We start from the raw sequence: 25,072 nt of genomic DNA, 5'->3' as shown, positions 1-25,072 counted from the left end.
CCCTCAGTAAAGATCCACCGGGTCGACGTCTACCGACCAGCGCACCTGGCGCCCGCTCGGCAGTTGCTCCAGCACCAGCAGCCAGGCGCTGATGAGGCGGTGCAAGGGCGCGCGGGTGCTGGCCTGCAGTAGCAACTGAGCGCGAAAACGCCCGGCTCGGCGCTCCATGGGGGCGGGTACCGGGCCAAGCAGCTCGATGCCGGGCAGGTGCTGCTGCGCCATCAGGCGCTCGGCCGCCGTGCAGGCTTCATCCAGAAACGCCTCGGCCTGCCCCGGCTTGTGCGCTTCGGCGCGCAACAGGGCCAAGTGCGAAAAAGGCGGCAAACCGGCGGCGCGGCGTTCGTCGAGCGCCTGCTTGGCAAAGGCAAAATAGCCCTGCTCGGTCAGTTGAACCAGCAGAGGGTGGTCAGCCAGGTGCGTCTGGATGATGACCTTGCCGGGTTCTTCCGCCCGTCCTGCACGGCCTGCGACCTGCACGATCAGCTGGGCCATGCGTTCACTGGCGCGGAAGTCACCGGAAAACAGACCGCCATCGGCATCGAGAATGGCAACCAGCGTCACCCGGGGGAAGTGGTGCCCTTTGGCGAGCATCTGCGTGCCGACCAGCAGGCTTGGCTGGCCGCGCTGAATGGTTGTGAACAGTTGGTGCATCGCGTCCTTGCGCGAAGTGCTGTCGCGGTCCACGCGCAGCACGGGATAGTCCGGGAACAACACCTTCAGGCGCTCTTCGGCGCGCTCGGTGCCGGCCCCGACAGGGCGCAGGTCCACGTGCTTGCATTGAGGGCAGTGATGCGGCAGCCGCTCGTCGTAGCCGCAGTGGTGGCAACGCAGCACGCCGGAGCGCTGGTGAACCGTCATGCGCGCATCGCACCGCGGGCATTCGGACAGCCAGCCGCAATCGTGGCACAGCAGGGTTGGGGCGAAGCCACGGCGATTGAGGAACACCAGTACCTGTTGTCCCGCCTCCAGGGTCTGGCCAATGGCCTGCTGCAAGGGGCCGCTGATGCCGCTGTCCAGCGGCAGGCTTTTCACGTCCAGGCGCAACATGCGTGGTGCGCGTGCACCGCCTGCGCGTTGGGTCATGTGCAGCAGGCGGTAGCGGCCGCTCACTGCGTTGTGCAGGGTTTCCAGGGACGGGGTGGCCGAGCCAAGCACGATCGGCACGTTCTCCTGGTGCGCGCGCACCAGCGCCAGATCCCTGCCGTGGTAGCGCAAGCCCTCCTGCTGTTTATAGGAGCCGTCGTGTTCCTCGTCGATGATGATCAGGCCTGGGTTCTTCATTGGCGTGAACAACGCCGAGCGGGTGCCGATGATGATGTCTGCCTCGCCGTCACGCGCAGCCAACCAGGCATCGAGGCGCTCACGGTCGCTGACGTTCGAGTGCACGAGGGCAATGCGGGCGTTGAAGCGCTGCTCGAAACGCGCCAGTGTCTGTGGCCCCAGGTTGATCTCCGGGATCAGTACCAGGGCCTGCTTGCCTGCCTCGAGCGTTTCGCGGATCAGTTGCAGGTAAACCTCGGTCTTGCCGCTTCCTGTGACGCCCGCCAGCAGAAAAGCGCCAAACTGCCCGAAGCCGCTGAGCACGGCATCGAAGGCATCACGCTGTTCTTCGTTCAGTGGCAACTCCGACTGCGCCAGCCAGTGCTCACGCCGTTCTGCCGGGCGTTGGCGGCGTATTTCCACGCACACCAGCTCTTTGGCCAGCAGCAGATCAAGGCTGTCCTTGTTGAGGTTGAGCTTCGACAGCACGCTGTGGGCCACCCCATGTGGGTGCTGAGCCAGGGTCTTGAGCGCATCACGCTGGCGAGGGGCGCGTGCGATGCGTGGGTCTTCAAGGCGAGCGCCCGGCGCTGCATGCCAGAAACGTTCCTGGCGCATCTCGGCAGGTTCACCCTGACGCAGCAGGGTAGGAAGCGCCCAGCTCAAGGTGTCGCCCAGGCTGTGCTGATAGTACTGGGCGGTCCATAGGCACAGCTTGAACAGCGACGCCGGAATGGGCGATACCGGGTCGAGCAGGGCGCTGGCTGGCTTGAGTTTGTCAGCCGGCACCTCGCTTTCGGCACACACTTCTACCAGAACACCGATCATCTCGCGCCGCCCGAACGGTACGCGCAGGCGCATGCCTGGCACCCATGTCTGGTTCGCCATGCCGACCGGCGCCTTGTAGTCGAACAGGCGGCGCAGCGGGGAGGGCAGGGCAAGGCGCAGGATGACGTCGGGCACGCTAATGGTCTCGGGGGGCGTTTCAGAACTGGCGAGCCTAGCAGACGACGGTCGGTACAAGCGACAACTTGCGCTGGCGCCATGCTCTGGTATTATTTGCCGCCTAATTACGTGCGGTATTCAACAATTGGTGTTGGATGGCGGCACGCAGCTCGAGGAAGTGACCATGAAAGCTGATATCCATCCGAACTACGAAGCAGTTGCTGTCACCTGCAGCTGCGGCAACAAATTCGAAACCCGTTCGACCCTGGGCGATACCCTGTCGATCGACGTTTGCAACCTGTGCCACCCTTTCTACACCGGTAAGCAGAAAGTCCTGGACACCGGCGGCCGCGTACAGAAGTTCGCCGATCGCTTTGGCATGTTCGGTGCCAAGAAAGGCTGATGCGCATGGCGAACCCTTCGGGTTTCGCAGCGTTGCAGAAAAAAGCGCCCCTTGTGGGCGCTTTTTTTATGCTCGCTTGTGGGGTATCCCAGGCGCAGGCTTTCTGCCCGGCGCCGTCACGTGCTCAATGGGTGGCCGTACGGCATGTGGTCGATGGTGACACCGTGCGCTTGGTCGATGGCCGCAGTGTGCGTCTGATCGGGATCAATGCCCCCGAAATCGGCCGCAAGGGACAAGCGGATGAGCCTCTTGCCCAGGCTGCCCGCAAACGCCTGCAAGCATTGATCAAAGCCAGTGACGGGCGCGTTGGCTTGGTACGCGGCAAGGAGGGCAAAGATCGGTACGGTCGCAGCCTGGCCCACTTGTACAGCCGTGAAGGGCATAATCTTGAGGCGCAGCTGCTCAGCGAAGGGCTTGCATACCGTATTGCCATTGGACCCAATACTGAGCTGAGCGGTTGCCAGCAGCGCGCCGAGTCAGTCGCGCGCCGGGCGGCTGTCGGTGTGTGGAAACGCTCACCGGTGATGCCTGCCCATGCCGTGCGTAAACCAGGTTTTGCGCTGGTGTCAGGCCGCGTCACCGCCATCGAACGCAGTCGTACGGGGGTTCGATTGACCCTCGACAGCGCCATGACGCTGCACATACCCGCTCGTCTGCGCCGTGCATTGCCCGCGGGTTTCTTCGATAACCTCAAAGGGCAAAAGGTCGAGGCCAGGGGTTGGATTCGCAGCCATTCACGTAAAGTGCCCTACACGCCGGGTCAGCGACGCTGGCAGATGACCCTTACAGACGTCAGCATGCTCGACCGCCTGCAAAGATAAAAGATGTAGACATTTCTACACCAGATTGTACACACTGAAGCCTGCATGCCCCGTGGGTTGTAGCATAAAGTCTTAGGCTAGAGGCCTTGACACGAGTGACCGGCCAGTCTTGTGACTGCTGGACTCTTTGCGTATCCTCGGCGGTCCGTCAGAACAGCCAATAGCGGAATGCCCAACATGTCAGACCTGAAAACCGCCGCTCTCGAATATCACGCTCACCCTCGCCCAGGGAAACTGAGCGTCGAGCTCTCCAAGCCCACCGCCACCGCCCGTGACCTCGCCCTGGCCTACAGCCCAGGTGTGGCAGAGCCTGTGCGCGAGATCGGTCGTGATCCGGAGCTGGCCTACAAGTACACCGGCAAAGGCAACCTGGTTGCAGTGATTTCCGATGGTACTGCCATTCTCGGTCTTGGCGATCTGGGTCCGCTGGCGTCCAAGCCTGTCATGGAAGGCAAGGGTGTTCTGTTCAAGCGTTTCGCCGGTATCGACGTGTTCGACATCGAAGTCGAGTCCGAGAGCCCGCAGGCCTTCATCGATACCGTGCGCCGTATTTCGATCACCTTCGGTGGCATCAACCTCGAAGACATCAAGGCGCCAGAGTGCTTCGAGATCGAACGCACCCTGATCGAGCAGTGCGACATTCCGGTCTTCCACGATGACCAGCACGGCACCGCCATCGTAACGGCCGCCGGTATGATCAACGCCTTGGAAATCGCCGGCAAAACCCTCGAAGACGCCAAGATCGTCTGCCTGGGCGCAGGTGCAGCGGCCATTTCCTGCATGAAGCTGCTGGTCAGCATGGGTGCGAAGGTCGAGAACATCTTCATGATCGACCGCAGCGGCGTCATCCACGCTGGCCGTGACGACCTGAACCAGTACAAGGCGCAGTTCGCGCACGCCACCGACAAGCGTACGCTGGCCGATGCCCTTGAAGGCGCTGACGTGTTCGTGGGCCTGTCCGGTCCAAACCTGTTGAGCGCTGAAGGCTTGAAGTCGATGGCCGCCAACCCGATCGTGTTTGCCTGCTCGAACCCCGATCCTGAGATCGCCCCTGAGTTGGCCCACGCCACGCGCGACGACGTGATCATGGCGACGGGTCGTTCCGACTATCCGAACCAGGTCAACAACGTGCTGGGCTTCCCGTTCATCTTCCGCGGCGCGCTGGACGTTCGAGCCAAGCGTATCAACGAAGAAATGAAAATCGCCGCTGCCATCGCGCTGAAAGACCTGGCCAAGCAGCCGGTTCCCAAGGAAGTATGCGAAGCCTACGGCGTGGACGGCCTGGAATTCGGTCGTGAGTACATCATTCCCAAGCCGCTGGATGCACGCCTGATCACTGTCGTCTCCGACGCCGTGGCCAAGGCTGCTATCGAGTCGGGCGTCGCTACGCTGCCGTACCCGAAGCATTACCCGCTCAAGAACGTTGATGACGTGTTCAACGGCTGATCGTCGTTCTGCACCAACAAACCCGGCCGTCGTGGCCTGATGCTGTTTACGTAGGGCCGCGAAGCGGCCTCAACGATGTCAAGACAGTATCAGGCCATGACTGCCGGGTTTTTTCATGGCTGTAGAACAAAGGGGCAGCGGGAATTCGCCGGCATCGAGCCGTAATGCCAGGGCCGCCTTGCAGCCCTGTCAGGGTACCGGTCAGGTATCAGAAGAGATCCATTGGCGTTGCTTCATCGGCTGGAAGCGGGCTACCTGGTGCAGTCCCGTTACCCAGTTCGTCCACCGACGGTGGCGAGTCCTCTGCCTTGAACAGCTCGAAATAGGCATTGGGCGTGCTTGCCGAGGCAGCACGGCCACTGACGGGATCGACCCGCAGGCTCAGGATGCCTTCAGGCTGCGCGGGCGGGTGCTCAGGCCGGCCTTGGAGGGCCGGGCCCATGAAGCCCATCCAGATCGGCAGTGCGGCAGTGCCACCGTATTCCCGACGACCCAGGGTTTCGGGCTGATCGAAACCAACCCACACCGTGGTCACGTAATCGGCGTTGTAGCCCGAGAACCAGGCATCCTTGGATTCGTTGGTGGTACCGGTTTTGCCCGCTAGGTCGGTGCGCCCCAGTGCCAGCGCTCGGCGGCCCGTACCGCGCTTGATGACGTCCTGCAGCATGCTGGTGAGGATATAGGTGGTACGGCCGTCGATGATGCGCTCGGCCACTGCCGGGGCTTGTGGTGCGGGCGCCTGATCGAGCGAAGTGGAGGGCTCACCCGGCACTTGCCCAGTGCTGATGGGCTGCTCGGGAGCGGCCAGCCCGGCATTGTCTTCCGAACCTTGAGGAACGCGCGGCGGATTGGCCGTGAACAGCGTCTCGCCATTGCGGCTCTCGATACGGTCGATCAGGTACGGCGAGATCTTGTAGCCGCCATTGGCGAACGTACTCCAGCCGGTGGCGATCTCCATCGGCGTCAGTGTGGCGGTGCCTAGTGCCAGCGACAGGTTGCGTGGCAGGTCCTGCTTGTTGAAACCGAACTTGGCGATGTAGTCGATGGTGCGGTCGATGCCCATGGCCTGCAGCAGCCGGATCGAAACCAGGTTGCGCGACTTGTACAGGGCTTCGCGCATGCGAATCGGGCCGAGGAACGTATTGGTATCGTTCTTGGGGCGCCAGACCTTGTCCACCGATTCGTCGACGAACACGATGGGTGCGTCGTTGACCAGGCTGGAGGCGGTGTAGCCGCTGTCGAGCGCTGCGCTGTAGATGAAAGGCTTGAAACTCGAACCGGGCTGGCGCTTGGCCTGCATGGCACGGTTATAGTTGCTCTGCTCGAACGAGAAACCGCCGACCAGTGCGCGGATGGCGCCGCTGGTAGGGTCCAGGGTGACGAGCGCGCTCTGGGCGCTGGGCACCTGGCTGAATTTGAACGACCCGTCATCCAGCCGCTGCAGGCGCACCAGGTCGCCGACTTGGGCAACGTCTGCCGGCGACTGGGGCGCACGGCCTTGGGCATTGGTGTTGATGAACGGACGCGCCCACTTCATCGTGTCCCAGGCTACGGTTTGTTCCTTGCCATTGCGGGTCAACACCTGAAGGCCGGTCTTCTCGACGCGGGTAACGATGGCTGGTTCCAGCCCCCCCAGTGTGCGCTGCCTGGCCAGTTCGTGAGTCCAGGCCGCGACGGTACGCCCTGGGAAGCGTGCTTCGGGACCGCGGTAGCCATGGCGTTGGTCGTAGTCGGTCAACCCTTTGAGGACCGCCTTGTTGGCGATTTCCTGGGTGTCGCTAGGCACGGTGGTGGTCACGCGCAAGCCTTCGGTGTAGGCGTCGCTGCCGTAGCGGCCGACCATTTCGGCACGGGCCATTTCGGCGACGAAGGGCGCATTCACCTCAGGAGTGGGCACGTGATAGCGGGCGTTCAGCGGCTCGGCCAGGGCGGCCTGGTAGCTTGCCTCGTCGATCTTGCCGAGCTTGTACATGCGGCCCAGGATCCAGTCACGGCGCTCCTTGGCGCGGACCGGGTTGGCCAGCGGGTTGAAGCGTGACGGCGCCTTGGGCAGGCCCGCGATCATCGCCATCTGCGCCAGGCTCACGTCACGGATCGACTTGCCATAGTAAACCTGGGCGGCGGCATCGATGCCGTACGCACGGTTGCCCAGGTAGATCTTGTTCACGTACAGCTCGAGAATTTCGTCCTTGGTCAGCTCGCGCTCGATCTGCAGTGCCAGCAGGATCTCGTTGGTCTTACGCGAGAAACTGCGTTCGCTGGTCAGGAAGAAGTTCTTCGCCACCTGCATGGTGATGGTGCTGCCGCCGGTCTGGATGTGTCCGGTCTTGACCAGCTGTGTGGCCGCGCGCATCAGGCTGCTGGGGTCGACGCCATAGTGGTTGAGGAAATTGTCGTCCTCGGCCGACAGAAGTGCCTGAATGAACTGTGGCGGAATCTCCGAGAAGCGGATCGGGGAGCGGCGCATTTCGCCAAATTCCGCGATCAGCTTGCCGTCGCTGCTGAACACCTTGAGGGGGATCTGCAACTGGATGCTTCTGAGCGAATCGACCGAAGGCAGGTTGGGGCTAAGATACAGAAACGCGCCGCTCACACCGAGTACGAGCGCGCAGATGGCTGCGACGGAAGACCACCAGAAGAACTTAAGCAGACGTATCAAGGCTTTTCGGTGTCCAGGTTGTGAATGGGTTGCACGCAGGCCCGGCGGGCCGGAAAACGCCGGGCATTATAAGCATTTTTCGCCACGCCGGGGTTACCGCCCGGGCTGCTCGTCGTCTGGCGGCGGCCAGGTCCAGGGGGTGCCCCAGGCTGCATCGAGCGTAAGGGAGGCCGCGATGCTTGGACGCTTCAGCAAGGATGCCGGTTCATTTACAGGGATTGAAATCGTCGAGAATGCGGTGCGGGTGGTTCAGTTGCGCAAGCGCAAGCGGCGCTTTGAGGTGCTTTGCCAGGCACAGGAACCCTATCAGCAGCCAGCCGACACCACCTGGATGGTTCAGCCAGCACATGCTGCAGCGGCGCTGCGCCGTGCCTTCGAGCGTCACGGTGTATGCCCGCATCGAGTGGCCATGGCGTTGGCAGCCGACCAGGTGATCTGCAAGCCGTGCCGCGTGCCGCGTCAGGCGTGCGAGGAGCAGATCGAAGCGCAGTTGCTCGCCGAAGCCGAGCGGCTACTGCCTTTTGCGCTGGATGACCTGGCCATGGATTTCCATGTGCTGGGTCCCTGCTCTGATGAGCCGAACAGTGTCGACGTGATGGTGGCGGCTTGCCGGCAGAGCACGCTGGCACTGGTGCAATCGGTGGCGAGGCACGCGGGGCTGCAACTGGAAGCCGTCGAGGTCGATACGATTGCCCTTACCCGGCTGTTACCGCCTGCCTGTTCGGATCAATCCGCCGTGTTGCGGATCGATCTGCAAAACATCGCCCTGCATCGTTGGCAGCGCCAAGGCGTCTGCCAACGATGGGCGTGGACGTCGACTGAACCCATGTTGTCGGGTGAGCTGCCAGAGCAGGTCGTCTTGGCGCTCGTGTCGCAGGGCCTGCCGGCGGACCTGTGGGTGTCCAGCGGCGCCTGCATGACCCCTCGGCACCTGCACGCGATGAGCGAACGGCTCAACGTGCGTTGCCGGCCGTTACCCGCACCCGGCGGGCTCGAGTGTCTCGGTGGCCCCATGCTGCTTGCCAGCACGCTGGCGGCAGGTGGGTTACGGGCATGATCAGGTTCAACCTGCTTCCTTGGCGCGAGCGGCAGCGGCAAGCGGCCATTCGGCGCTTTCGCAACCAGCTGTTGGCAAGCGCCTTGGCGGCCCTGTGCGCCGTGACGATGGTCGATCAGCTGGCGCGTCAACGGGCCCAGTTACAGACGACCGATAACAGGCAGCGTGCGGCGGCATTGGCGGCCCTGAATGAGCCGACAGCGTCGAGGGCGCAGCTGCAGGACCAGTACGCCACGTCGTCGAGTCAGCTTGCCCGGTTTGAGACGCTGCGCGCTGAACAGCGCATCCTGGAGGGGCTGTTCACGGACCTTGAGCGCGCCCTGCCGACCACTGTGCAGTTATTGGGCCTGCAACTCGAAGCCAGCCACCTGCAGATTACGGGCCTCGCTCCCTCTGGCGCCGTGATCGCCCAGTTCATGCGGGACCTGGGTCGCTCTGGCATGTTGATCGACCTGCAACTCAAGCACATCAAAAGCCTGCCCCGTGCCGATCAGTTCCTGCTGACGGCACGCGTCGCTGCGTCCTGGTCATGAAACTGCAGGCGCACTTGGATCGAGCGGCGCTGCTCGGGCAGTCCGTGCGGGCCAAGCGCATGGCGCCAGTGCTGCTGGCCGTTTGCCTGTTCGCCTTGGGCTGCGCGATACGCCTGCCCGCAGCGCTGCAGCAAATGGACCAGGAGCAGGCCAAGTCCCAGGCACTGGATGAGCAGCAATCGGCTTTGAATGGAGAACGCGCAACGCTCGACAGCCTGCGCGCCTCGGTGGCAGGGGCTGAGCAACGCCTGCAGGTGGCCCTGTGGAACATGGCCGCCGGCCAGGACATGAGCGACCTGGTGGACCACATCTCGGCGTTGGGCCGTGCCCACGGCTTGCTCATCGAGCTGCTGCGGGTGCAAGAGGCGCAACCCCATGGTGAGTACCAACAGGTGCCGCTGGAGCTGCGGGTCAAAGGCGAGTATGCCGGCGTGCGGCAATGGTTATTGGAGTGGCTTGGCCAGGCTCGGCTGCTGCGCACTGGCGACATGAGCCTGGAGCCTGTCACCGGGCAGCCTGGCATGGTGCAGCTACGGCTGCAGGTCGATGCCTTTCAGGCAACTGTCCCGACGCTGCAACCACAGACATTGGCCCAGCTGCCGGCAAGCGTGCCCGCGGCGGCACCACAGGTCGATCCGTTCAGGCCGCAGCAGGGCCGGCTGCCTGATCGCGGGCTGGCAAGCGTGCCGCTGTCCCAGGTGCGCATGGTTGGCAGCCTGTCACGGGCACAGGCTAACGAAGCGCTATTAATGGCGGCCGGTAAGGTTCATCGGGTGCGGCTGGGCGACCGGGTCGGGCGCGATCAAGGGGTCGTTACGCATATCGATTCGGTTCAAGTGGAAATCCGCGAACACTGGTTCATGGACGGTGCATGGCACGAGCGCGTTGCGTTTATCTCTATGGCAACACCTGTGGGCAAGGAGGCCCTGGTCCTGGATGAGCAAGACATGGAAATGGCTATTGGCAACCCTGCTGCTGCCGTTGACGGCAATGGCGGCCCCTTACCAGGGTGAGCGGCTGTCACTGAATTTTCAGGATGTCGAGGTACGCGCCGTGCTGCAGGTGCTTGCCGATCATGCCGGCATCAACCTGGTCGCCAGCGACGACGTACAAGGGAGCGTCACCTTGCGACTGGAAGATGTGCCTTGGGATCAAGCGATCGACCTGGTATTGCGCAGCAAGGGCCTGGGTCGACGCCACGAAGGCAACGTGCTGCTGATCGCACCGCTTTCTACCCTGAGCGCGCAGTCGTTCGAGGGCACCTCGAACCCACTCGACACGCAATCACAACCCATGCGTCGGGAACTGATGCGTATCCACTACGCCAAGGCCGCCGATTTGTCCGAGCTGTTACTGGCGAGCATGTCTGAGGACGGCATTCTTGCCGGCAGGGGCAGCCTGGGCGTGGATGAGCGCACCAACACGCTGGTGGTCCACCAGCCGGCGAATCGACTCGCCGAGATTCGGCAACTGATCGCCCAATTGGATGTGCCCGTGCGTCAGGTAGCGATCGAGGCCCGTATCGTGGAGGCCAACGTCGACTACCAGAAAGGCCTGGGGGTGAGATGGGGCGGCGACCTGTACAGCGCCGCACCGAGAGCGGGCAAGGACCTGTTCGTTGACCTGGGCGTCGAGCGGGGCGGCAGCAGCCTTGGCGTTGGTCTGTTGCGCGGCGACGTGCTCCTTGACCTTGAGCTCAGTGCCATGGAAAAGAGCGGTGAGGGCGAGATCATCTCCCAGCCCAAGGTAGTGACCGCCGACAAGGAGACGGCGCGGATACTCAAAGGTACCGAGGTGCCTTACCAGCAGTCCAACAAGAATGGCGCGACAACCGTGTCGTTTCGCGAAGCCTCGCTTTCACTGGAGGTGACGCCGCAGATCACGCCGGATGACAGTGTCGTCATGACCGTGAGAGTGACCAAGGACGAACCTGACTACGTCAATGCCCTCAATGACGTCCCGCCCATTCGCAAGAACGAGGTCAATGCCAAGGTCAGGGTCGAGAACGGGCAGACTATCGTGATCGGTGGCGTCTACTCCACCACGCAAAACAATGTAGTGGACAAGGTGCCATTTTTTGGCGATCTGCCGTATGTTGGACGGCTGTTTCGACGCGATGTACTACAAGAGAAAAAATCCGAGCTGCTGGTCTTCCTGACTCCGCGTATCATGAGTGACCAGACGATTGCTGTGAGTCGTTGATTCTGTGCGAAATTTGATACTTGTGGGGCCCATGGGTGCTGGTAAAAGCACCATCGGGCGCCTATTGGCCAAAGAGCTGCGCCTGCCATTCAGGGATTCCGACAAGGAAATCGAACTGAGGTGCGGTGCCAACATTCCGTGGATCTTCGACAAGGAAGGCGAACCGGGTTTCCGTGACCGCGAGCAGGCCATGATTGCCGAATTGTGCAGCCTTGATGGCGTGGTCGTTGCCACCGGTGGCGGGGCGGTCATGCGCGAGGCCAATCGCCGCGCGCTGCACCAGGGCGGGCGGGTGATCTACCTGCATGCCTCGGTCGAGCAGCAGGTCGGCCGCACCGCTCGGGATCGCAACCGGCCATTGCTGCGTACCGCCAACCCGGAGGCGACCCTGCGCGCCTTGCTCGAAACCCGAGACCCGCTCTACCGTGAAATTGCCGACCTGGTGGTGCAAACCGACGAGCGGCCACCGCGAATGGTGGTGATCGACATTCTCGAGCGCCTGCAGCAGTTGCCGCCCCGTTAACCCGGGACTATTCTCGGCCTCCTGCGCCGAGGCGAGGCTCAACGATACCGCGTGGCTTGCCTGCCAAAGGCGCCGTGCACCAGCTCATTGTGGGGATACATGCAGACACTGAAGGTCGACCTGGGCGAGCGCAGCTACCCGATCTACATTGGCGAAGGCCTGCTGGACCAGCCTGAGTGGCTGACGCCGCATATCGCTGGCCGTCAGGTTGCCATCGTTTCCAACGAGACCGTGGCGCCGCTCTATCTGGAGCGCCTGAGCAAGACTCTGGGGGCTTACAGCGTACTGCCGGTGGTCCTGCCCGACGGTGAGGCCCACAAGAACTGGGAAACGTTGCAGCTGATCTTCGATGGCCTGCTGACGGCCCGCCACGATCGGCGCACCACCGTTGTAGCGCTCGGTGGCGGCGTGATCGGCGACATGGCCGGTTTTGCTGCGGCGTGCTATCAGCGCGGTGTGGATTTCATCCAGGTACCCACCACCCTGCTGTCGCAGGTGGATTCGTCGGTCGGCGGCAAGACCGGCATCAATCACCCACTGGGCAAGAACATGGTCGGGGCGTTCTACCAGCCCAACGCCGTGGTGATCGACACCACGACCCTCGGGACCCTGCCAGCGCGTGAGCTGTCTGCCGGGTTGGCCGAAGTCATCAAGTACGGTTTGATCTGTGACAAGCCTTTCATGGCCTGGCTCGAAGAAAATATGCCGGCGCTGCGCAGCCTCGACGCCGTCGCGTTGACCGAAGCCATCCGCCGCTCGTGCGCGGCGAAGGCAGCCGTCGTAGGGGCTGACGAGCGCGAGTCGGGTGTTCGCGCCACGCTCAATCTTGGCCATACCTTCGGCCATGCCATCGAAACCCATATGGGCTATGGCGTCTGGCTACATGGCGAAGCCGTGGCAGCAGGTACGGCCATGGCGCTGGAAATGTCCATGCGTCTGGGCTGGATCACGCAGGCCGAACGCGACCGCGGCATTGGCTTGCTGCTGGAGGCAGGCTTGCCGGTGGTGCCCCCGCAGGAAATGACCCCAGCGCATTTCATGGAACACATGGCGGTCGACAAGAAGGTGCTGGACGGCCGTCTGCGCCTGGTGCTGTTGCGCCAGCTAGGCGAGGCCGTGGTCACCGACGACTATCCCAATGAGATTCTCCAGGCCACGCTGTCGGCGGATTACCGCGCGATCGTGGCCCAGCTTTGAGGTTGTGACAGCGCAATGACCAGTTTGCACGCCGATGAGGCCTTTCTCGACCATTACCAACTGAGCCATGACCCGTTCGCACCGCGCGTACCGGGCTTCAAGTTCTTTCCCGCCCAGCGCAAGCCGGTTCTGGCGCAGCTGCACCACCTGGCTCGCTACAGCCACCTGATGCTGGTGGTCACCGGGCCTCTGGGCAGCGGCAAGACCTTGCTGCGCCAGGCGCTGGCGGCCAGCACCAACAAGCAGTCGGTGCAGAGCGTCGTGGTTTCGGCCCGCAGTGCCGGCGATGCTGCCAGTATCCTCGGCCAGATTGCGCAGTACCTGGATGTGGCCGAGCCGCAGGTCCAGAGCATCCTGTCCAAGATGGTGCAACTGGCCCTGACTGGCCAGGAAGTGTATCTGCTGGTGGACGATGCGGAACAACTGGACGAGTCGGCACTCCAAGCGTTGCTGGAATTGGCGGCAGGCGTTCCCGAAGGGCGTCCGCATGTATTCCTGTTCGGTGAGCCATCGCTGATCGCAGGGCTCGATGAGTTGAATATCGAGGAAGAACGCTTCCACATCATCGAACTTGCGCCGTACAGCGAGGAGGAAACCCGCGAGTATCTCGAACAGCGCCTGGTGGGTGCCGGCCGGGGTATCGAGGTGTTCAGCCGGGAGCAGATCGCCGATATCCATGAAAATGCCGATGGGTGGCCTGGCACTATCAACCAGGTTGCCCGTGACACTCTGATCGAAGCCATGATCGCCAGCCGCTCGACGGCAAAGCGACCAGCCATGGGGTTCAAGATGCCTAAAAAACACGTACTCGCGCTATCCGCCGTGGTCGTCGTCGCCGTGGCCGCGGCGGTGTTGATGCCCCGCAAGGGCGACAAGGCCCCTGAAGATGCACCCGCAGCCCAGGCCCAGTTGCCCCTTGGCGACGGCAATTCCAGCGCGGCAATCGAGTTCTCCGGCTCGTCCCAGCCCAAGCCCCTGCCGCTGGGCGGGCAGTCGCAACCGGTCATGCGTGAACCGTTGGCCCAGGCCGCAGGCATGGGCGAGGGCGAAGAGGGCAGCCCGGCGGGTGATACCGCGTTGCAACCGGGCAACCCGCCACCCACGGTAACCACCATCGCACCGCCACAGGGCGTGTCTGCTGGCCCAGCGCCGGCACCTGCCCAGCCGGTGACCTCCACGCCCAAGCCGGTGGTCACGCAACAGCCCAAGCAAACCACGCCGGCCAAGCCTGAGCCTGCACCTACCCAGGTGGCGGTGGCCAAGCCCGCGCCCAAGGTCGCCGAGAAAGCTGCTGAAAAACCAGCGTCAGGTGGCAGCGGCAACAGCAGCTGGTACACCGGTCAGAAGCCGGGCAACTACGTGGTGCAGATTCTGGGGACCAGCTCCGAAGCATCCGCCCAGGCCTTCGTGAAAGCCCAAGGTGGCGACTATCGCTACTTCCGCAAGTCCCTGCAGGGCAAACCGCTTTACGTGGTCACTTACGGTAACTTCGCCAACCGCGATGCAGCTGTGGCTGCCATCAAGAACTTGCCAGCGAAGGTCCAGGCTGGTAAACCTTGGCCACGTACCGTCGCCAGCGTCCAACAAGAGCTGGCTTCGGCCCGCTGATACCTTCCGGGCAGCACCACCCCGCTGCCCTGTAGCCAAGCGAATTCTGGTTTTCGTCTAGCCTGCTGCGCCTGAGCGCGGCAGGCTTTTCCGTCCCGGGCTGCCGGCCACAAGCCGCCCATGCAGTCCTGGCTGAATCGCTTCAGAGTCCAGCGAAGTTGCCACATGGTTGGCGGCATCAATACATTCAAAAATGCGACATAAATTTTCAATGGTGAGACATGAAAATTTGTGAGCGTCGCTGTCGCTGTGCAACAATAGTTTTCCATGGCCACCGCAAAAAAGCTGGCGTTTGATCGGCGTGGATGGTAAGTGGTTGTTAAAAAAAGAGATTTGCCTCCGTTGAGGGGTGAACCTGGTGAGAATGTGTCTATGAAAACAGGTCTGTACCATCCCGAAGAATTCAAGGACAACTGTGGTTTCGGCCTGATCGCCCATATGACGGGCGAGCCCAGCCACCACCTTCTGCAAACCGCCATGCAGGCATTGACCTGCATGACGCACCGCGGCGGTATCAACGCCGACGGCAAGACCGGCGACGGTTGCGGGCTGTTGATGCAGAAGCCCGATCAGTTCCTGCGTGCCATGGCCCAGGAACATTTTGCCGTCGAACTGCCCAGGCAGTACGCCGTCGGCATGGTGTTCTTCAACCAGGATCCGATAAAGGCAGAAGCGGCCCGCGCCAACATGGACCGTGAAATCCGCGCGGCCGGCCTGCAACTGGTGGGCTGGCGCAAGGTGCCGATCGACACCAGCGTGCTGGGTCGCCTAGCCCTGGAACGCTTGCCGCAAATCGAGCAGGTGTTCATCGGCGGCGACGGCCTGAGCGACCAGGAATTGGCCATCAAGCTGTTCAGCGCCCGCCGCCGTTCGTCGGTAGCCAATGCCCATGACGCCGACCACTACATTTGCAGCTTCTCGCACAAGACCATCATCTACAAAGGCTTGATGATGCCGCGGGACCTGGCTGCGTTTTACCCGGACCTGAGCGACGAGCGCCTGCAAACCGCGATTTGCGTGTTCCACCAGCGCTTCTCCACCAACACCCTGCCGAAGTGGCCGCTGGCGCAGCCCTTCCGCTTCCTTGCCCATAACGGCGAAATCAATACCATCACCGGTAACCGCAACTGGGCCATGGCCCGGCGTACCAAGTTCGCCAATGACCAGATCCCCGATCTCGAGGAGCTCGGCCCGCTGGTCAACCGCGTCGGCTCAGACTCGTCGAGCATGGACAACATGCTCGAACTGATGGTGACCGGCGGTATCGATCTGTTCCGTGGCGTGCGCATGCTGGTGCCGCCAGCCTGGCAGAACGTCGAGACCATGGATGCCGACCTGCGCGCCTTCTATGAATACAACTCCATGCACATGGAACCCTGGGACGGCCCGGCCGGCATCGTGATGACCGAAGGTCGCCACGCAGTGTGCCTGCTCGATCGCAATGGGCTGCGTCCGGCGCGTTGGGTCACCACCACCAACGGCTACATCACCATTGCCTCGGAAATCGGGGTGTGGGGCTATCAGCCCGATGAAGTACTGGCCAAAGGCCGCGTCGGACCCGGGCAGATCCTGGCGGTGGACACCGAAACCGGACAGATCCTCGACACCGATGCCATCGATGACCGTCTCAAGTCCCGCCACCCGTACAAGCGCTGGCTGCGTCAGCACGCCACGCGGATTCAGGCGACCCTGACCGACGACCAGGGTGTGGCCAGCTACGACGCTGACCAGCTCAAGCAGTACATGAAGATGTTCCAGGTCACTTTCGAGGAGCGTGACCAAGTGCTGCGCCCCTTGGGTGAACAGGGCCAGGAAGCGGTCGGTTCGATGGGGGACGACACGCCGATGGCCGTGCTGTCGCAGCGCGTGCGCTCGCCATACGATTTCTTCCGCCAGCAGTTCGCCCAGGTCACCAACCCGCCGATCGACCCGCTGCGCGAAGCGATCGTGATGTCGCTTGAGATCTGCCTAGGCGCCGAGCGCAACATTTTCCAGGAGTCGCCGGAGCATGCCTCGCGCGTCATCCTGAGCTCGCCCGTCATCTCGCCGGCCAAGTGGCGCTCGCTGATGAACCTGGAGCGTGACGGCTTCGAGCGCCAGCTGATCGACCTGAACTACGAAGAGGCCGTTGGGCTGGAAGCGGCTATCCGCAACATCGCCGACCAGGCAGAAGAAGCCGTGCGCGCGGGCAAGACGCAACTGGTACTCAGCGACCGCCACATCGCCCCTGGCAAGCTGCCGGTACATGCTTCGCTGGCCGTAGGTGCAGTGCATCACCGCTTGACCGAGCAAGGCCTGCGTTGCGACAGCAACATCCTGGTGGAAACCGCCACCGCCCGTGACCCGCACCACTTCGCCGTGCTGCTGGGCTTCGGGGCTTCGGCGGTGTACCCGTACCTGGCCTATGAAGTGCTGGCCGACCTGATCCGCACTGGCGAAGTGCTGGGCGATCTGGACGAGGTGTTCAAGTACTACCGCAAGGGCATCTCCAAAGGCCTGCTCAAGATCCTGTCGAAGATGGGCATCTCCACGGTCGCCTCCTACCGGGGCGCTCAGTTGTTCGAAGCCATCGGTCTTGCCGAGGAAGTGGTCGGGCTGAGCTTCAAGGGTGTGTCGAGCCGTATCAAGGGTGCGCGCTTCGTCGATCTGGAAAGTGACCAGAAGCTGTTGGCTGCCGAGGCCTGGAGCGTACGCAAGCCGATTCAGCAAGGTGGCTTGCTGAAGTTCGTCCATGGTGGCGAATACCACGCCTACAACCCCGACGTGGTCAACACCCTGCAGGCCGCCGTGCAGCAGGGCGACTTCGCCAAGTTCAAGGAATACACCACACTGGTCGACCAGCGCCCGGTGTCGATGATCCGCGACCTGTTGAAGGTCAAAGTGGCTGACCAGCCGTTGCCGCTGGAGCAGATCGAACCGCTCGACGCCATCCTCAAGCGCTTCGACTCTGCCGGTATCTCGCTGGGTGCGCTGTCTCCAGAAGCTCACGAAGCCTTGGCCGAGGCGATGAACCGCCTGGGCGCGCGCTCCAACTCCGGCGAAGGCGGAGAAGACCCGGCGCGCTATGGCACCCTCAAGAGTTCCAAGATCAAGCAGGTGGCAACCGGCCGCTTTGGCGTGACCCCTGAATACCTGGTCAATGCCGAAGTCTTGCAGATCAAGGTGGCCCAGGGCGCCAAGCCCGGCGAGGGCGGTCAGCTGCCCGGCGGCAAGGTCAACGGCCTGATCGCCAAGCTGCGCTACGCCGTACCGGGCGTGACGCTGATCTCGCCTCCACCGCACCACGACATCTACTCGATTGAAGACTTGGCGCAGCTGATCTATGACCTCAAGCAGGTCAATCCGCAGGCGCTGGTTTCGGTCAAGCTGGTGGCCGAGGCGGGTGTCGGTACCATCGCCGCTGGCGTGGCCAAGGCCTATGCCGACCTCATCACCATCTCGGGCTACGACGGCGGCACGGGTGCGTCGCCACTGACCTCGATCAAGTATGCGGGCGCGCCATGGGAACTGGGCCTGGCCGAGACTCATCAGACCCTGCGTGGCAACGATTTACGCGGCAAGGTGCGGGTGCAGACCGACGGCGGCCTGAAAACCGGCCTGGACGTCATCAAGGCGGCCATCCTGGGGGCCGAGAGCTTCGGCTTCGGCACTGCGCCAATGATCGCGCTGGGTTGCAAGTACCTGCGTATCTGTCACCTGAACAACTGCGCAACCGGCGTGGCTACCCAGAACGACAAGCTGCGCAAGGATCACTACATCGGCACGGTCGACATGGTCGTCAACTTCTTTACCTTCGTTGCCGAGGAAACCCGTGAGTGGCTGGCAAGGCTAGGCGTACGCAGCCTTGGGGAGCTGATCGGGCGCACCGACCTGCTCGAAGTGCTGCCGGGCGACACCGAGCGTCAGCACCACCTGGACCTGACCCCGCTGTTGGGCAGCTCGCACATTGCGGCCGACAAGCCGCAGTTCTGTGAGGTGGACAGGAACCCGCCTTTCGACAAGGGCGAGCTTGCCGAGAAGATGGTCGAAATGGCCATGCCGGCGGTGCGTGACCAGGCCGGTGGCGAGTTCGCGCTCGACATCTGCAACTGCGACCGTTCCATCGGTGCGCGTGTGTCCGGTGAGATCGCGCGGTTGTACGGCAACCAGGGCATGGCCGGTACGCCGATCACGTTCCGTTTCAAAGGCACCGCAGGCCAGAGCTTCGGCGTCTGGAACGCCGGTGGCCTGAACCTGTACCTCGAGGGTGATGCCAACGACTACGTCGGCAAAGGCATGACCGGTGGCAAGGTCACCATCGTGCCGCCGGCCGGCAGCCCGTTCGAAACCCAGCACAGCGCAATCGTCGGCAACACCTGCCTGTACGGCGCCACCGGTGGCAGGCTGTTCGCTGCCGGTACGGCGGGCGAGCGCTTCGCTGTTCGCAACTCTGGTGCCCACGCCGTGGTAGAGGGCACTGGTGATCACTGCTGTGAGTACATGACCGGCGGCTTCGTCTGCGTCCTGGGCAAGACCGGTTACAACTTCGGCTCTGGCATGACGGGCGGCTTCGCCTACGTGCTCGACATGGACAACAGCTTCGTCGACAAGCTCAACCACGAACTGGTGGAAATCCAGCGCATCAGTGGTGAAGCGATGGAGGCTTACCGCAGCCACCTGGCGCGGGTTCTTGCCGAGTATGTGGATGAAACCGGCAGCGAGTGGGGGCGCGAGCTCTCCGAAAACCTGGACGACTACGTACGACGTTTCTGGTTGGTCAAGCCCAAGGCCGCCAACCTCAAGCAACTGCTGTCCAGCACCCGCGCCAACCCGCAGTAAACAGCTGCACGTGACCAACCCTGGGCGCTCGACCGGAGCAGCCCAGGGTTTGCCCGGCTCAAGTGATCGTCTTGCGGCTTGCAGCGTGTAGCGTGCGGCTGCTGTTAAGAGGTTTTGAAAAATGGCTGAACGTCTGAACAACGACTTCCAGTTCATCGAAGTGGGCCGCAAGGACCCGAAGAAAAAATTGCTGCGCCAGCGCAAGAAAGAGTTCGTGGAAATCTACGAACCCTTCAAGCCGCAGCAGTCCGTTGAACAGGCGCACCGTTGCCTGGGCTGCGGTAACCCGTATTGCGAGTGGAAGTGCCCTGTGCACAACTTCATCCCCAACTGGTTGAAGCTGGTGTCCGAGGGCAACATCCTGGCGGCCGCCGAGCTGTCGCACCAGACCAATACCTTGCCCGAAGTCTGTGGGCGCGTATGCCCACAGGACCGTCTGTGTGAAGGCGCCTGCACCCTGAACGACGGTTTCGGCGCCGTGACCATCGGCTCGGTGGAGAAGTACATCACCGACACGGCCTTCGCCATGGGCTGGCGCCCGGACATGTCCAAGGTCAAGCCTACCGGCAAGCGCGTGGCCATCATCGGTGCCGGCCCGGCTGGTCTGGGCTGCGCAGACGTGCTGGTGCGCGCTGGCGTGACGCCCGTGGTGTTCGACAAGAATCCTGAAATCGGCGGCTTGCTGACCTTCGGTATCCCTGAGTTCAAGCTCGAAAAGAGCGTGCTCAGCAATCGCCGCGAAGTCTTCACCGGCATGGGTATCGAGTTCCGCCTCAACACTGACGTGGGCACGGACGTGACCATGGAACAGTTGCTGGCCGAGTACGACGCGGTCTTCATGGGTATGGGTACCTATACCTACATGAAAGGCGGCTTCCCTGGCGAAGACCTGCCAGGGGTGCACGATGCCCTCGATTTCCTGATCGCCAACGTCAACCGCAACCTGGGCTTCGAGAAGTCGCCTGAAGATTTCGTCGACATGAAGGGCAAGAAAGTCGTGGTCCTGGGCGGTGGCGACACGGCCATGGACTGCAACCGTACCTCGATTCGCCAGGGTGCCCAGACGGTGACCTGTGCCTACCGCCGCGACGAAGCCAACATGCCGGGTTCGCGCAAGGAAGTGAAGAACGCCAAGGAAGAAGGGGTGAAGTTCCTCTACAACCGCCAGCCCATCGCCATCGTTGGCGAGGACAAGGTGGAGGGCGTGAAGGTGGTCGAGACCCGTTTGGGCGAGCCTGATGCGCGCGGGCGCCGCAGCCCGGAGCCAATCCCGGGTTCTGAAGAGATCCTGCCGGCCGATGCGGTGGTGATCGCGTTCGGCTTCCGCCCCAGCCCCGCCTCCTGGTTCGAGCAGCACGATATCCAGCTCGACAGCCAGGGCCGTGTCGTGGCGCCGGAGAAGAGCAGGTTCAAGCATCAGACCAGCAACCCGAAAGTGTTCGCCGGTGGCGACATGGTGCGCGGGTCGGACCTGGTCGTGACCGCGATTTTCGAAGGGCGTACCGCTGCAGAAGGCATTCTGGACTACCTGGAAGTCTAAGCGCCCTGGCAGGTAAGGTGGGGTCGCTGGGCGGCCTCACTTGCCTGGGGCAGACGCCCGGGCTTGCCCAGGAATGCTTGACCTGAAGCACGCAAAAAACAAAACGCATGGCCCCGACCGTGCCTTTTGTGTCGGTGTCTGAGAAAATGCCCCCACTATTTTTCCGGATGCCGACATGACTGCCCTGAAGAACGACCGTTTCCTGCGTGCTCTGCTCAAGCAACCCGTTGACGTCACCCCGGTATGGATGATGCGCCAGGCCGGCCGCTATCTTCCGGAGTACCGCGCCAGCCGCGCCAAGGCCGGCGACTTCATGAGCCTGTGCAAGAACCCGCAGTTCGCCTGCGAAGTGACCCTGCAGCCGCTGGACCGTTACCCGCTGGATGCGGCGATCCTGTTCTCGGACATCCTCACCATCCCGGACGCCATGGGCCTGGGCCTGTATTTCGAAACCGGTGAAGGTCCGCGTTTTCGGAAGGTGGTCAGCACCCCGGCCGACATCGAGGCGCTGCCTGTTCCCGACGCGCAGAAAGACCTGGGCTATGTGATGGACGCGGTCAGTACCATCCGCCGCGAACTCAATGGCCGCGTGCCGCTGATCGGCTTCTCCGGCAGCCCCTGGACCCTGGCCACCTACATGGTCGAAGGCGGCTCCTCCAAGGATTTCCGCAAGACCAAGGCCATGGCCTACGACAACCCACAGGCACTGCACCTGTTGCTGGACAAACTGGCGCAGTCGGTAACCACGTACCTCAATGGGCAGATCCTGGCCGGAGCCCAGGCCGTGCAGATCTTCGATACCTGGGGCGGCAACCTGTCGTCGGCGGCCTATCAGGAATTCTCCCTGGCCTATATGCGCAGAATCGTCAGCGGCCTGATTCGCGAACATGACGGGCGCAAAGTCCCCGTCATCCTGTTCACCAAGAACGGCGGCCTGTGGCTGGAAAGCATTGCCGATGCCGGGGCCGATGCCCTGGGGCTGGACTGGACCTGCGACATCGGCGATGCCCGTCGCCGGGTAGGTGACAAGGTCGCCTTGCAGGGCAATATGGACCCGACCGTCCTGTATGCCCGGCCGCAGGCCATTCGTGCGGAAGTGGCGCGCATCCTGGCCAGCTACGGCCATGGCAGCGGCCATGTGTTCAACCTGGGCCACGGCATCACGCCGGAGGTCGACCCTGAAAACGCGGGCGCCTTCATCAATGCCGTGCACGAGCTGTCGGCGCAGTATCACCAGTGAACCGGTTGTGACAGCGCATTACGCTGCATGGCCCGACTGGGGCTGAATGCAGCAAGGCTGTCGCATTAAGTTTCAATTCAGCGGTGCTCGCTAGGCTGGTCCTACTCCAACACAGATAGGACCCGCCCCCATGAAAGCACGCTATCTTGCCCTGATCCTTGCCCCCCTGTTCAGCACCGCTGCATTGGCTTCAGGTGGCTACACCGGCCCTGGCGCGCAGTCGATTTCCACCGTGGCCGCTGCCAGCGAGGCCGCAGACGATACCCCGGTGGTCTTGCAGGGCTACGTAACCCGCAAGCTCGACAACGATGACAAATACGAATTCAAGGACAGCACCGGCACCATCACGGTCGAGATCGATGACGAGGACCTGCCAGCCACGCCATTCAATGACAAGACCAAGGTCAAGCTCACTGGTGAAGTCGAGAAACACTTGATGAGCCGCGAGGTGGACGTGGACCGTGTCGAGATCATCAACTGATCCAGCACTCCTGTCGCAGGCAGGCCGGTTCTTGGCGAGTCCGCCGCGCCGTGAACCGGCCTGCCCCCAGCCTTCAGGCGGCCTTTGGCGCCAAGGTGCTCAGGCGCAACGCCACCATCAGGGCCACCGCCAGCAAGCTCCCAATGAACAGGCCAATACCATTCCAGCCCCAATGATGCCAGAACACCCCGCCCGCCGTGCCCGCCACGCTTGAACCGGCGTAATAGCAGAACAGATACAGCGAAGAGGCCTGGCCCTTGGCTTTCAGCGCCCGGCGCCCGATCCAGCTGCTGGCCACCGAGTGAGCCCCGAAGAAGCCGAAGGTGAAGACGAGCATGCCCAGGATGATCAGTGACAGCGGCTGGGTCAGGGTCATGAGCAAGCCGCCGCCCATGACCACGATGCTGGCCCAGAACACCTTGCGCCGCCCCAGCCTGTCAGCCAGTGCGCCCACCTGGGCCGAACTGTAGATGCCGGACAGGTAGACGACCGACAGCAAACCCACCAGGGCTTGGTTCATGTGATAAGGCTCGGCCAGCAAGCGGTAGCCGATGTAGTTGAACAGAGTGACGAAGGCGCCCATGAGCAGGAAGGCTTCGAGGAACAGCCAGGGCAAGCCGGCGTCCTTGAAGTGCATGAGGAACCCGTTGACCAGCGTGCGTGGGTTCAGGGTCTGGGGCTGGAAGTTGCGCGACTCGGGCAATGCCTTCCAGAACACGATCGCCGCCAGCAACGCCAGGCTTCCCAAGGTGAGCAGTGCCGCGTGCCAGCTGACGAAATCGATCAGCACGCCAGTGATCAGGCGTCCGCACATGCCGCCGATGGCATTGCCGCCGATGTACAGGCCCATGGCCAGGCCGATGTGCTGTGGGTGGATTTCTTCACTGAGGTAGGTCATGGCCACCGCCGCCAGCCCGCTCAACGACAACCCGACCAGTGCCCGGGTTGCCAGGACCAGCTCCCAGGTCGGCATCACCGCGCTGGCTATCGTGGACAAGGCCGCGCAGCCCAGCGCCGCCACCATTACCGGCTTGCGGCCGATGCGGTCGGAAATCGGGCCTGTGACCAGCAGACCGAGCGCCAGCATGCCGGTCGAAACCGAAAGCACCAGGCTGCTCTGTGCAGCGTTGATGCCGAACTCCTTCGACAGCAAGGGCATCATCGGTTGGACGCAGTAAAGCAGGGCAAAGGTAGCGAAGCCGCCGCTGAACAGCGCCAGCACCGTTCTCATGAAGGCCGGCGTGCCTTTTTCGATCCAGGCGTCGTTCGAGGTCACGGGCTCGGGTTCGGGTTTGGTGGCTACAAGGGCTACAGCGGTTTTCACAGGCAAGTACCTCAGAGGCAGTGAAAAAATCATATAGCTGGCTAATAATTAGGTCCAATATATTGTTCGACCTAATTAAGACGTTTCACGACCTATGAGGGGGGGTGATGGAGCTGCGCCATTTACGCTATTTCGTCGCGGTTGCCGAAGAATTGCACTTCGGCCGGGCGGCTCAGCACCTGGGCATTTCGCAGCCGCCGCTTAGCCAGCAGATTCTGGCGCTCGAGCAAGAACTCGGGGCGCGGCTGTTCGAGCGGACCAACCGCCGTGTCGAGCTCAGCGAGGCCGGGCGACTGTTTCTGGAAGAGGCTCGCCAGGTGTTGGCGCAGGTCGAAAAGGCCGCTGATGTCGCCCGGCGCGCACAGTTGGGCGAACTGGGTGAGATGAAGATCGGCTTCACCTCCTCGGCACCGTTCACATCGAAAATTCCCAAGGCGATTCATGCATTCCGGCAGCGCTTTCCTGCCGTGCACCTGAACCTCATGGAAATGAGCAGCCGCGAAGTGGCGCAGGGCGTATTCGACGAGTCCATCGAAGTGGGGCTAATGCGGCCCATGCCGCTGGCAGACGGCCTGGTGGCGACCGAGCTGTTTCGTGAGCCCTTGGTGGCAGTGATCAACGCCTCTCATGCGCTGGCCAACGGCGCCGAACAGGGTGTGCACCTGGCAGCGTTGGCCCACGAGCCCTTCGTGTTCTTTCCGCGTAGCTACGGCAGTGGTTTGTACGCGCAGTTACTGGAGCTGGCGCGGCAGGCGGGTTTCAGTCCCCACTTTGCGCAGGAGGCAGGGGAGGCCATGACCATCATCGGCCTGGTGTCGGCGGGGCTTGGGGTGTCGGTGCTGCCGGCGTCCTATCAGCGCATGCGCATTGAGGGCGTGGTGTATCGCACCTTGCTGGACGAGCAGGCCACCTCGGCGGTCTGGCTGGTACAGCGCCAGTCCCGCAGGTCAGCGATGGCTCAGGCGTTTGCCGAGCTGCTCACCGGGCAGGTTCAGGGGTGAAACCTGACCGTTGA

At 62.7% G+C, this 25,072-nt stretch carries 18 protein-coding genes; 15 read left to right on the top strand and 3 right to left on the bottom strand.

Features of this window, described 5'->3' with window-relative positions; translation table 11 throughout:
• Positions 1–3: 3 nt before the first annotated feature.
• Entirely contained in the window at positions 4–2,223 is a 2,220-nt protein-coding gene (locus CRP40_RS05585; protein WP_027913504.1) for a primosomal protein N', read from the bottom strand.
• 166 nt (positions 2,224–2,389) lie between these two features.
• On the opposite strand from CRP40_RS05585, the gene rpmE reads away from it, so the two are divergent.
• From rpmE to CRP40_RS05570, 3 genes are all read left to right on the top strand, one after another.
• Positions 2,390–2,608 carry a 50S ribosomal protein L31 gene (gene rpmE, locus CRP40_RS05580; protein ID WP_023532368.1) on the top strand — a complete coding sequence of 73 codons (219 nt, stop codon included), beginning with the start codon at positions 2,390–2,392 and terminating at the stop codon, positions 2,606–2,608.
• The gene (locus CRP40_RS05575; RefSeq protein ID WP_027913505.1) at positions 2,608–3,429 is read left to right on the top strand and encodes a thermonuclease family protein; all 822 of its coding nucleotides are present in this window, start codon (positions 2,608–2,610) and stop codon (positions 3,427–3,429) included. The genes rpmE and CRP40_RS05575 overlap by 1 nt, the downstream gene beginning before the upstream one ends.
• Positions 3,430–3,606: 177 nt before the next feature.
• The gene (locus tag CRP40_RS05570) at positions 3,607–4,875 is read left to right on the top strand and encodes a malic enzyme-like NAD(P)-binding protein (protein ID WP_023532374.1); all 1,269 of its coding nucleotides are present in this window, start codon (positions 3,607–3,609) and stop codon (positions 4,873–4,875) included.
• Between the two features lie 208 nt (positions 4,876–5,083).
• On the opposite strand, the gene CRP40_RS05565 is transcribed toward CRP40_RS05570, so the two are convergent.
• Positions 5,084–7,534 carry a penicillin-binding protein 1A gene (locus CRP40_RS05565; protein ID WP_027913506.1) on the bottom strand — a complete coding sequence of 817 codons (2,451 nt, stop codon included), beginning with the start codon at positions 7,532–7,534 and terminating at the stop codon, positions 5,084–5,086.
• 175 nt (positions 7,535–7,709) lie between these two features.
• Between CRP40_RS05565 and pilM the strand changes: the two genes are divergently transcribed.
• From pilM to CRP40_RS05510, 11 genes are all read left to right on the top strand, one after another.
• Positions 7,710–8,591: a pilus assembly protein PilM gene (gene pilM / locus CRP40_RS05560; RefSeq protein ID WP_027913507.1), complete on the top strand. Its 882-nt coding sequence runs from the start codon at positions 7,710–7,712 to the stop codon at positions 8,589–8,591.
• Entirely contained in the window at positions 8,588–9,124 is a 537-nt protein-coding gene (locus CRP40_RS05555) for a PilN domain-containing protein (protein WP_027913508.1), read from the top strand. Before pilM ends, CRP40_RS05555 begins: the two co-directional genes overlap by 4 nt.
• A complete protein-coding gene (locus CRP40_RS05550) occupies positions 9,121–10,137 on the top strand; it encodes a pilus assembly protein PilP (RefSeq protein ID WP_033694882.1) in 1,017 nt (338 codons plus the stop codon). Before CRP40_RS05555 ends, CRP40_RS05550 begins: the two co-directional genes overlap by 4 nt.
• A complete protein-coding gene (locus CRP40_RS05545; protein ID WP_050587290.1) occupies positions 10,061–11,326 on the top strand; it encodes a secretin N-terminal domain-containing protein in 1,266 nt (421 codons plus the stop codon). Before CRP40_RS05550 ends, CRP40_RS05545 begins: the two co-directional genes overlap by 77 nt.
• A gap of 4 nt (positions 11,327–11,330) precedes the next feature.
• Entirely contained in the window at positions 11,331–11,849 is a 519-nt protein-coding gene (gene aroK, locus CRP40_RS05540; RefSeq protein WP_027913510.1) for a shikimate kinase AroK, read from the top strand.
• Between the two features lie 99 nt (positions 11,850–11,948).
• A complete protein-coding gene (gene aroB, locus CRP40_RS05535; protein WP_027913511.1) occupies positions 11,949–13,046 on the top strand; it encodes a 3-dehydroquinate synthase in 1,098 nt (365 codons plus the stop codon).
• Positions 13,047–13,061: 15 nt separating this feature from the next.
• A complete protein-coding gene (locus tag CRP40_RS05530) occupies positions 13,062–14,654 on the top strand; it encodes an AAA family ATPase (RefSeq protein WP_027913512.1) in 1,593 nt (530 codons plus the stop codon).
• Positions 14,655–15,026: 372 nt separating this feature from the next.
• Positions 15,027–19,472 (top strand): glutamate synthase large subunit, encoded by a 4,446-nt coding sequence (gltB, locus tag CRP40_RS05525; RefSeq protein WP_027913513.1) that lies wholly within the window; start codon positions 15,027–15,029, stop codon positions 19,470–19,472.
• A 121-nt stretch (positions 19,473–19,593) separates the two neighbouring features.
• Positions 19,594–21,012 (top strand): FAD-dependent oxidoreductase, encoded by a 1,419-nt coding sequence (locus tag CRP40_RS05520; RefSeq protein WP_027913514.1) that lies wholly within the window; start codon positions 19,594–19,596, stop codon positions 21,010–21,012.
• Between the two features lie 175 nt (positions 21,013–21,187).
• Complete coding sequence (gene hemE, locus CRP40_RS05515; protein ID WP_027913515.1) at positions 21,188–22,252, top strand: uroporphyrinogen decarboxylase; 1,065 nt, start codon at positions 21,188–21,190, stop codon at positions 22,250–22,252.
• Between the two features lie 130 nt (positions 22,253–22,382).
• The gene (locus tag CRP40_RS05510) at positions 22,383–22,733 is read left to right on the top strand and encodes a NirD/YgiW/YdeI family stress tolerance protein (protein ID WP_023532560.1); all 351 of its coding nucleotides are present in this window, start codon (positions 22,383–22,385) and stop codon (positions 22,731–22,733) included.
• Positions 22,734–22,806: 73 nt separating this feature from the next.
• Here the strand turns inward: CRP40_RS05510 and CRP40_RS05505 are convergent, their stop codons facing one another.
• On the bottom strand, positions 22,807–24,057 hold the full coding sequence (locus tag CRP40_RS05505) for an MFS transporter (RefSeq protein ID WP_027913516.1): 1,251 nt from the start codon (positions 24,055–24,057) through the stop codon (positions 22,807–22,809).
• 107 nt (positions 24,058–24,164) lie between these two features.
• On the opposite strand from CRP40_RS05505, the gene CRP40_RS05500 reads away from it, so the two are divergent.
• A complete protein-coding gene (locus CRP40_RS05500) occupies positions 24,165–25,058 on the top strand; it encodes a LysR family transcriptional regulator (RefSeq protein WP_027913517.1) in 894 nt (297 codons plus the stop codon).
• Positions 25,059–25,072: the final 14 nt, after the last annotated feature.

The sequence above is a fragment of the Pseudomonas sp. URMO17WK12:I9 genome, assembly GCF_900230165.1.
Lineage (GTDB): Bacteria > Pseudomonadota > Gammaproteobacteria > Pseudomonadales > Pseudomonadaceae > Aquipseudomonas > Aquipseudomonas fulva.
The sequence above is the reverse complement of the archived record's forward strand: the minus strand, read 5'-3'. Positions and strand labels throughout refer to the sequence as shown.

Excerpts from the sequence above, each read along its gene's own strand:
- CRP40_RS05500 (WP_027913517.1), top strand. The coding sequence starts at position 24,165 with ATGGAGCTGCGCCATTTACGCTATTTCGTCGCGGTTGCCGAAGAATTG.
- hemE (WP_027913515.1), top strand. The coding sequence starts at position 21,188 with ATGACTGCCCTGAAGAACGACCGTTTCCTGCGTGCTCTGCTCAAGCAA.
- CRP40_RS05510 (WP_023532560.1), top strand. The coding sequence starts at position 22,383 with ATGAAAGCACGCTATCTTGCCCTGATCCTTGCCCCCCTGTTCAGCACC.
- CRP40_RS05550 (WP_033694882.1), top strand. The coding sequence starts at position 9,121 with ATGAAACTGCAGGCGCACTTGGATCGAGCGGCGCTGCTCGGGCAGTCC.
- CRP40_RS05545 (WP_050587290.1), top strand. The coding sequence starts at position 10,061 with ATGAGCAAGACATGGAAATGGCTATTGGCAACCCTGCTGCTGCCGTTG.
- CRP40_RS05555 (WP_027913508.1), top strand. The coding sequence starts at position 8,588 with ATGATCAGGTTCAACCTGCTTCCTTGGCGCGAGCGGCAGCGGCAAGCG.
- CRP40_RS05575 (WP_027913505.1), top strand. The coding sequence starts at position 2,608 with ATGCGCATGGCGAACCCTTCGGGTTTCGCAGCGTTGCAGAAAAAAGCG.
- CRP40_RS05530 (WP_027913512.1), top strand. The coding sequence starts at position 13,062 with ATGACCAGTTTGCACGCCGATGAGGCCTTTCTCGACCATTACCAACTG.
- CRP40_RS05570 (WP_023532374.1), top strand. The coding sequence starts at position 3,607 with ATGTCAGACCTGAAAACCGCCGCTCTCGAATATCACGCTCACCCTCGC.
- pilM (WP_027913507.1), top strand. The coding sequence starts at position 7,710 with ATGCTTGGACGCTTCAGCAAGGATGCCGGTTCATTTACAGGGATTGAA.
- CRP40_RS05520 (WP_027913514.1), top strand. The coding sequence starts at position 19,594 with ATGGCTGAACGTCTGAACAACGACTTCCAGTTCATCGAAGTGGGCCGC.
- rpmE (WP_023532368.1), top strand. The coding sequence starts at position 2,390 with ATGAAAGCTGATATCCATCCGAACTACGAAGCAGTTGCTGTCACCTGC.
- aroB (WP_027913511.1), top strand. The coding sequence starts at position 11,949 with ATGCAGACACTGAAGGTCGACCTGGGCGAGCGCAGCTACCCGATCTAC.
- gltB (WP_027913513.1), top strand. The coding sequence starts at position 15,027 with ATGAAAACAGGTCTGTACCATCCCGAAGAATTCAAGGACAACTGTGGT.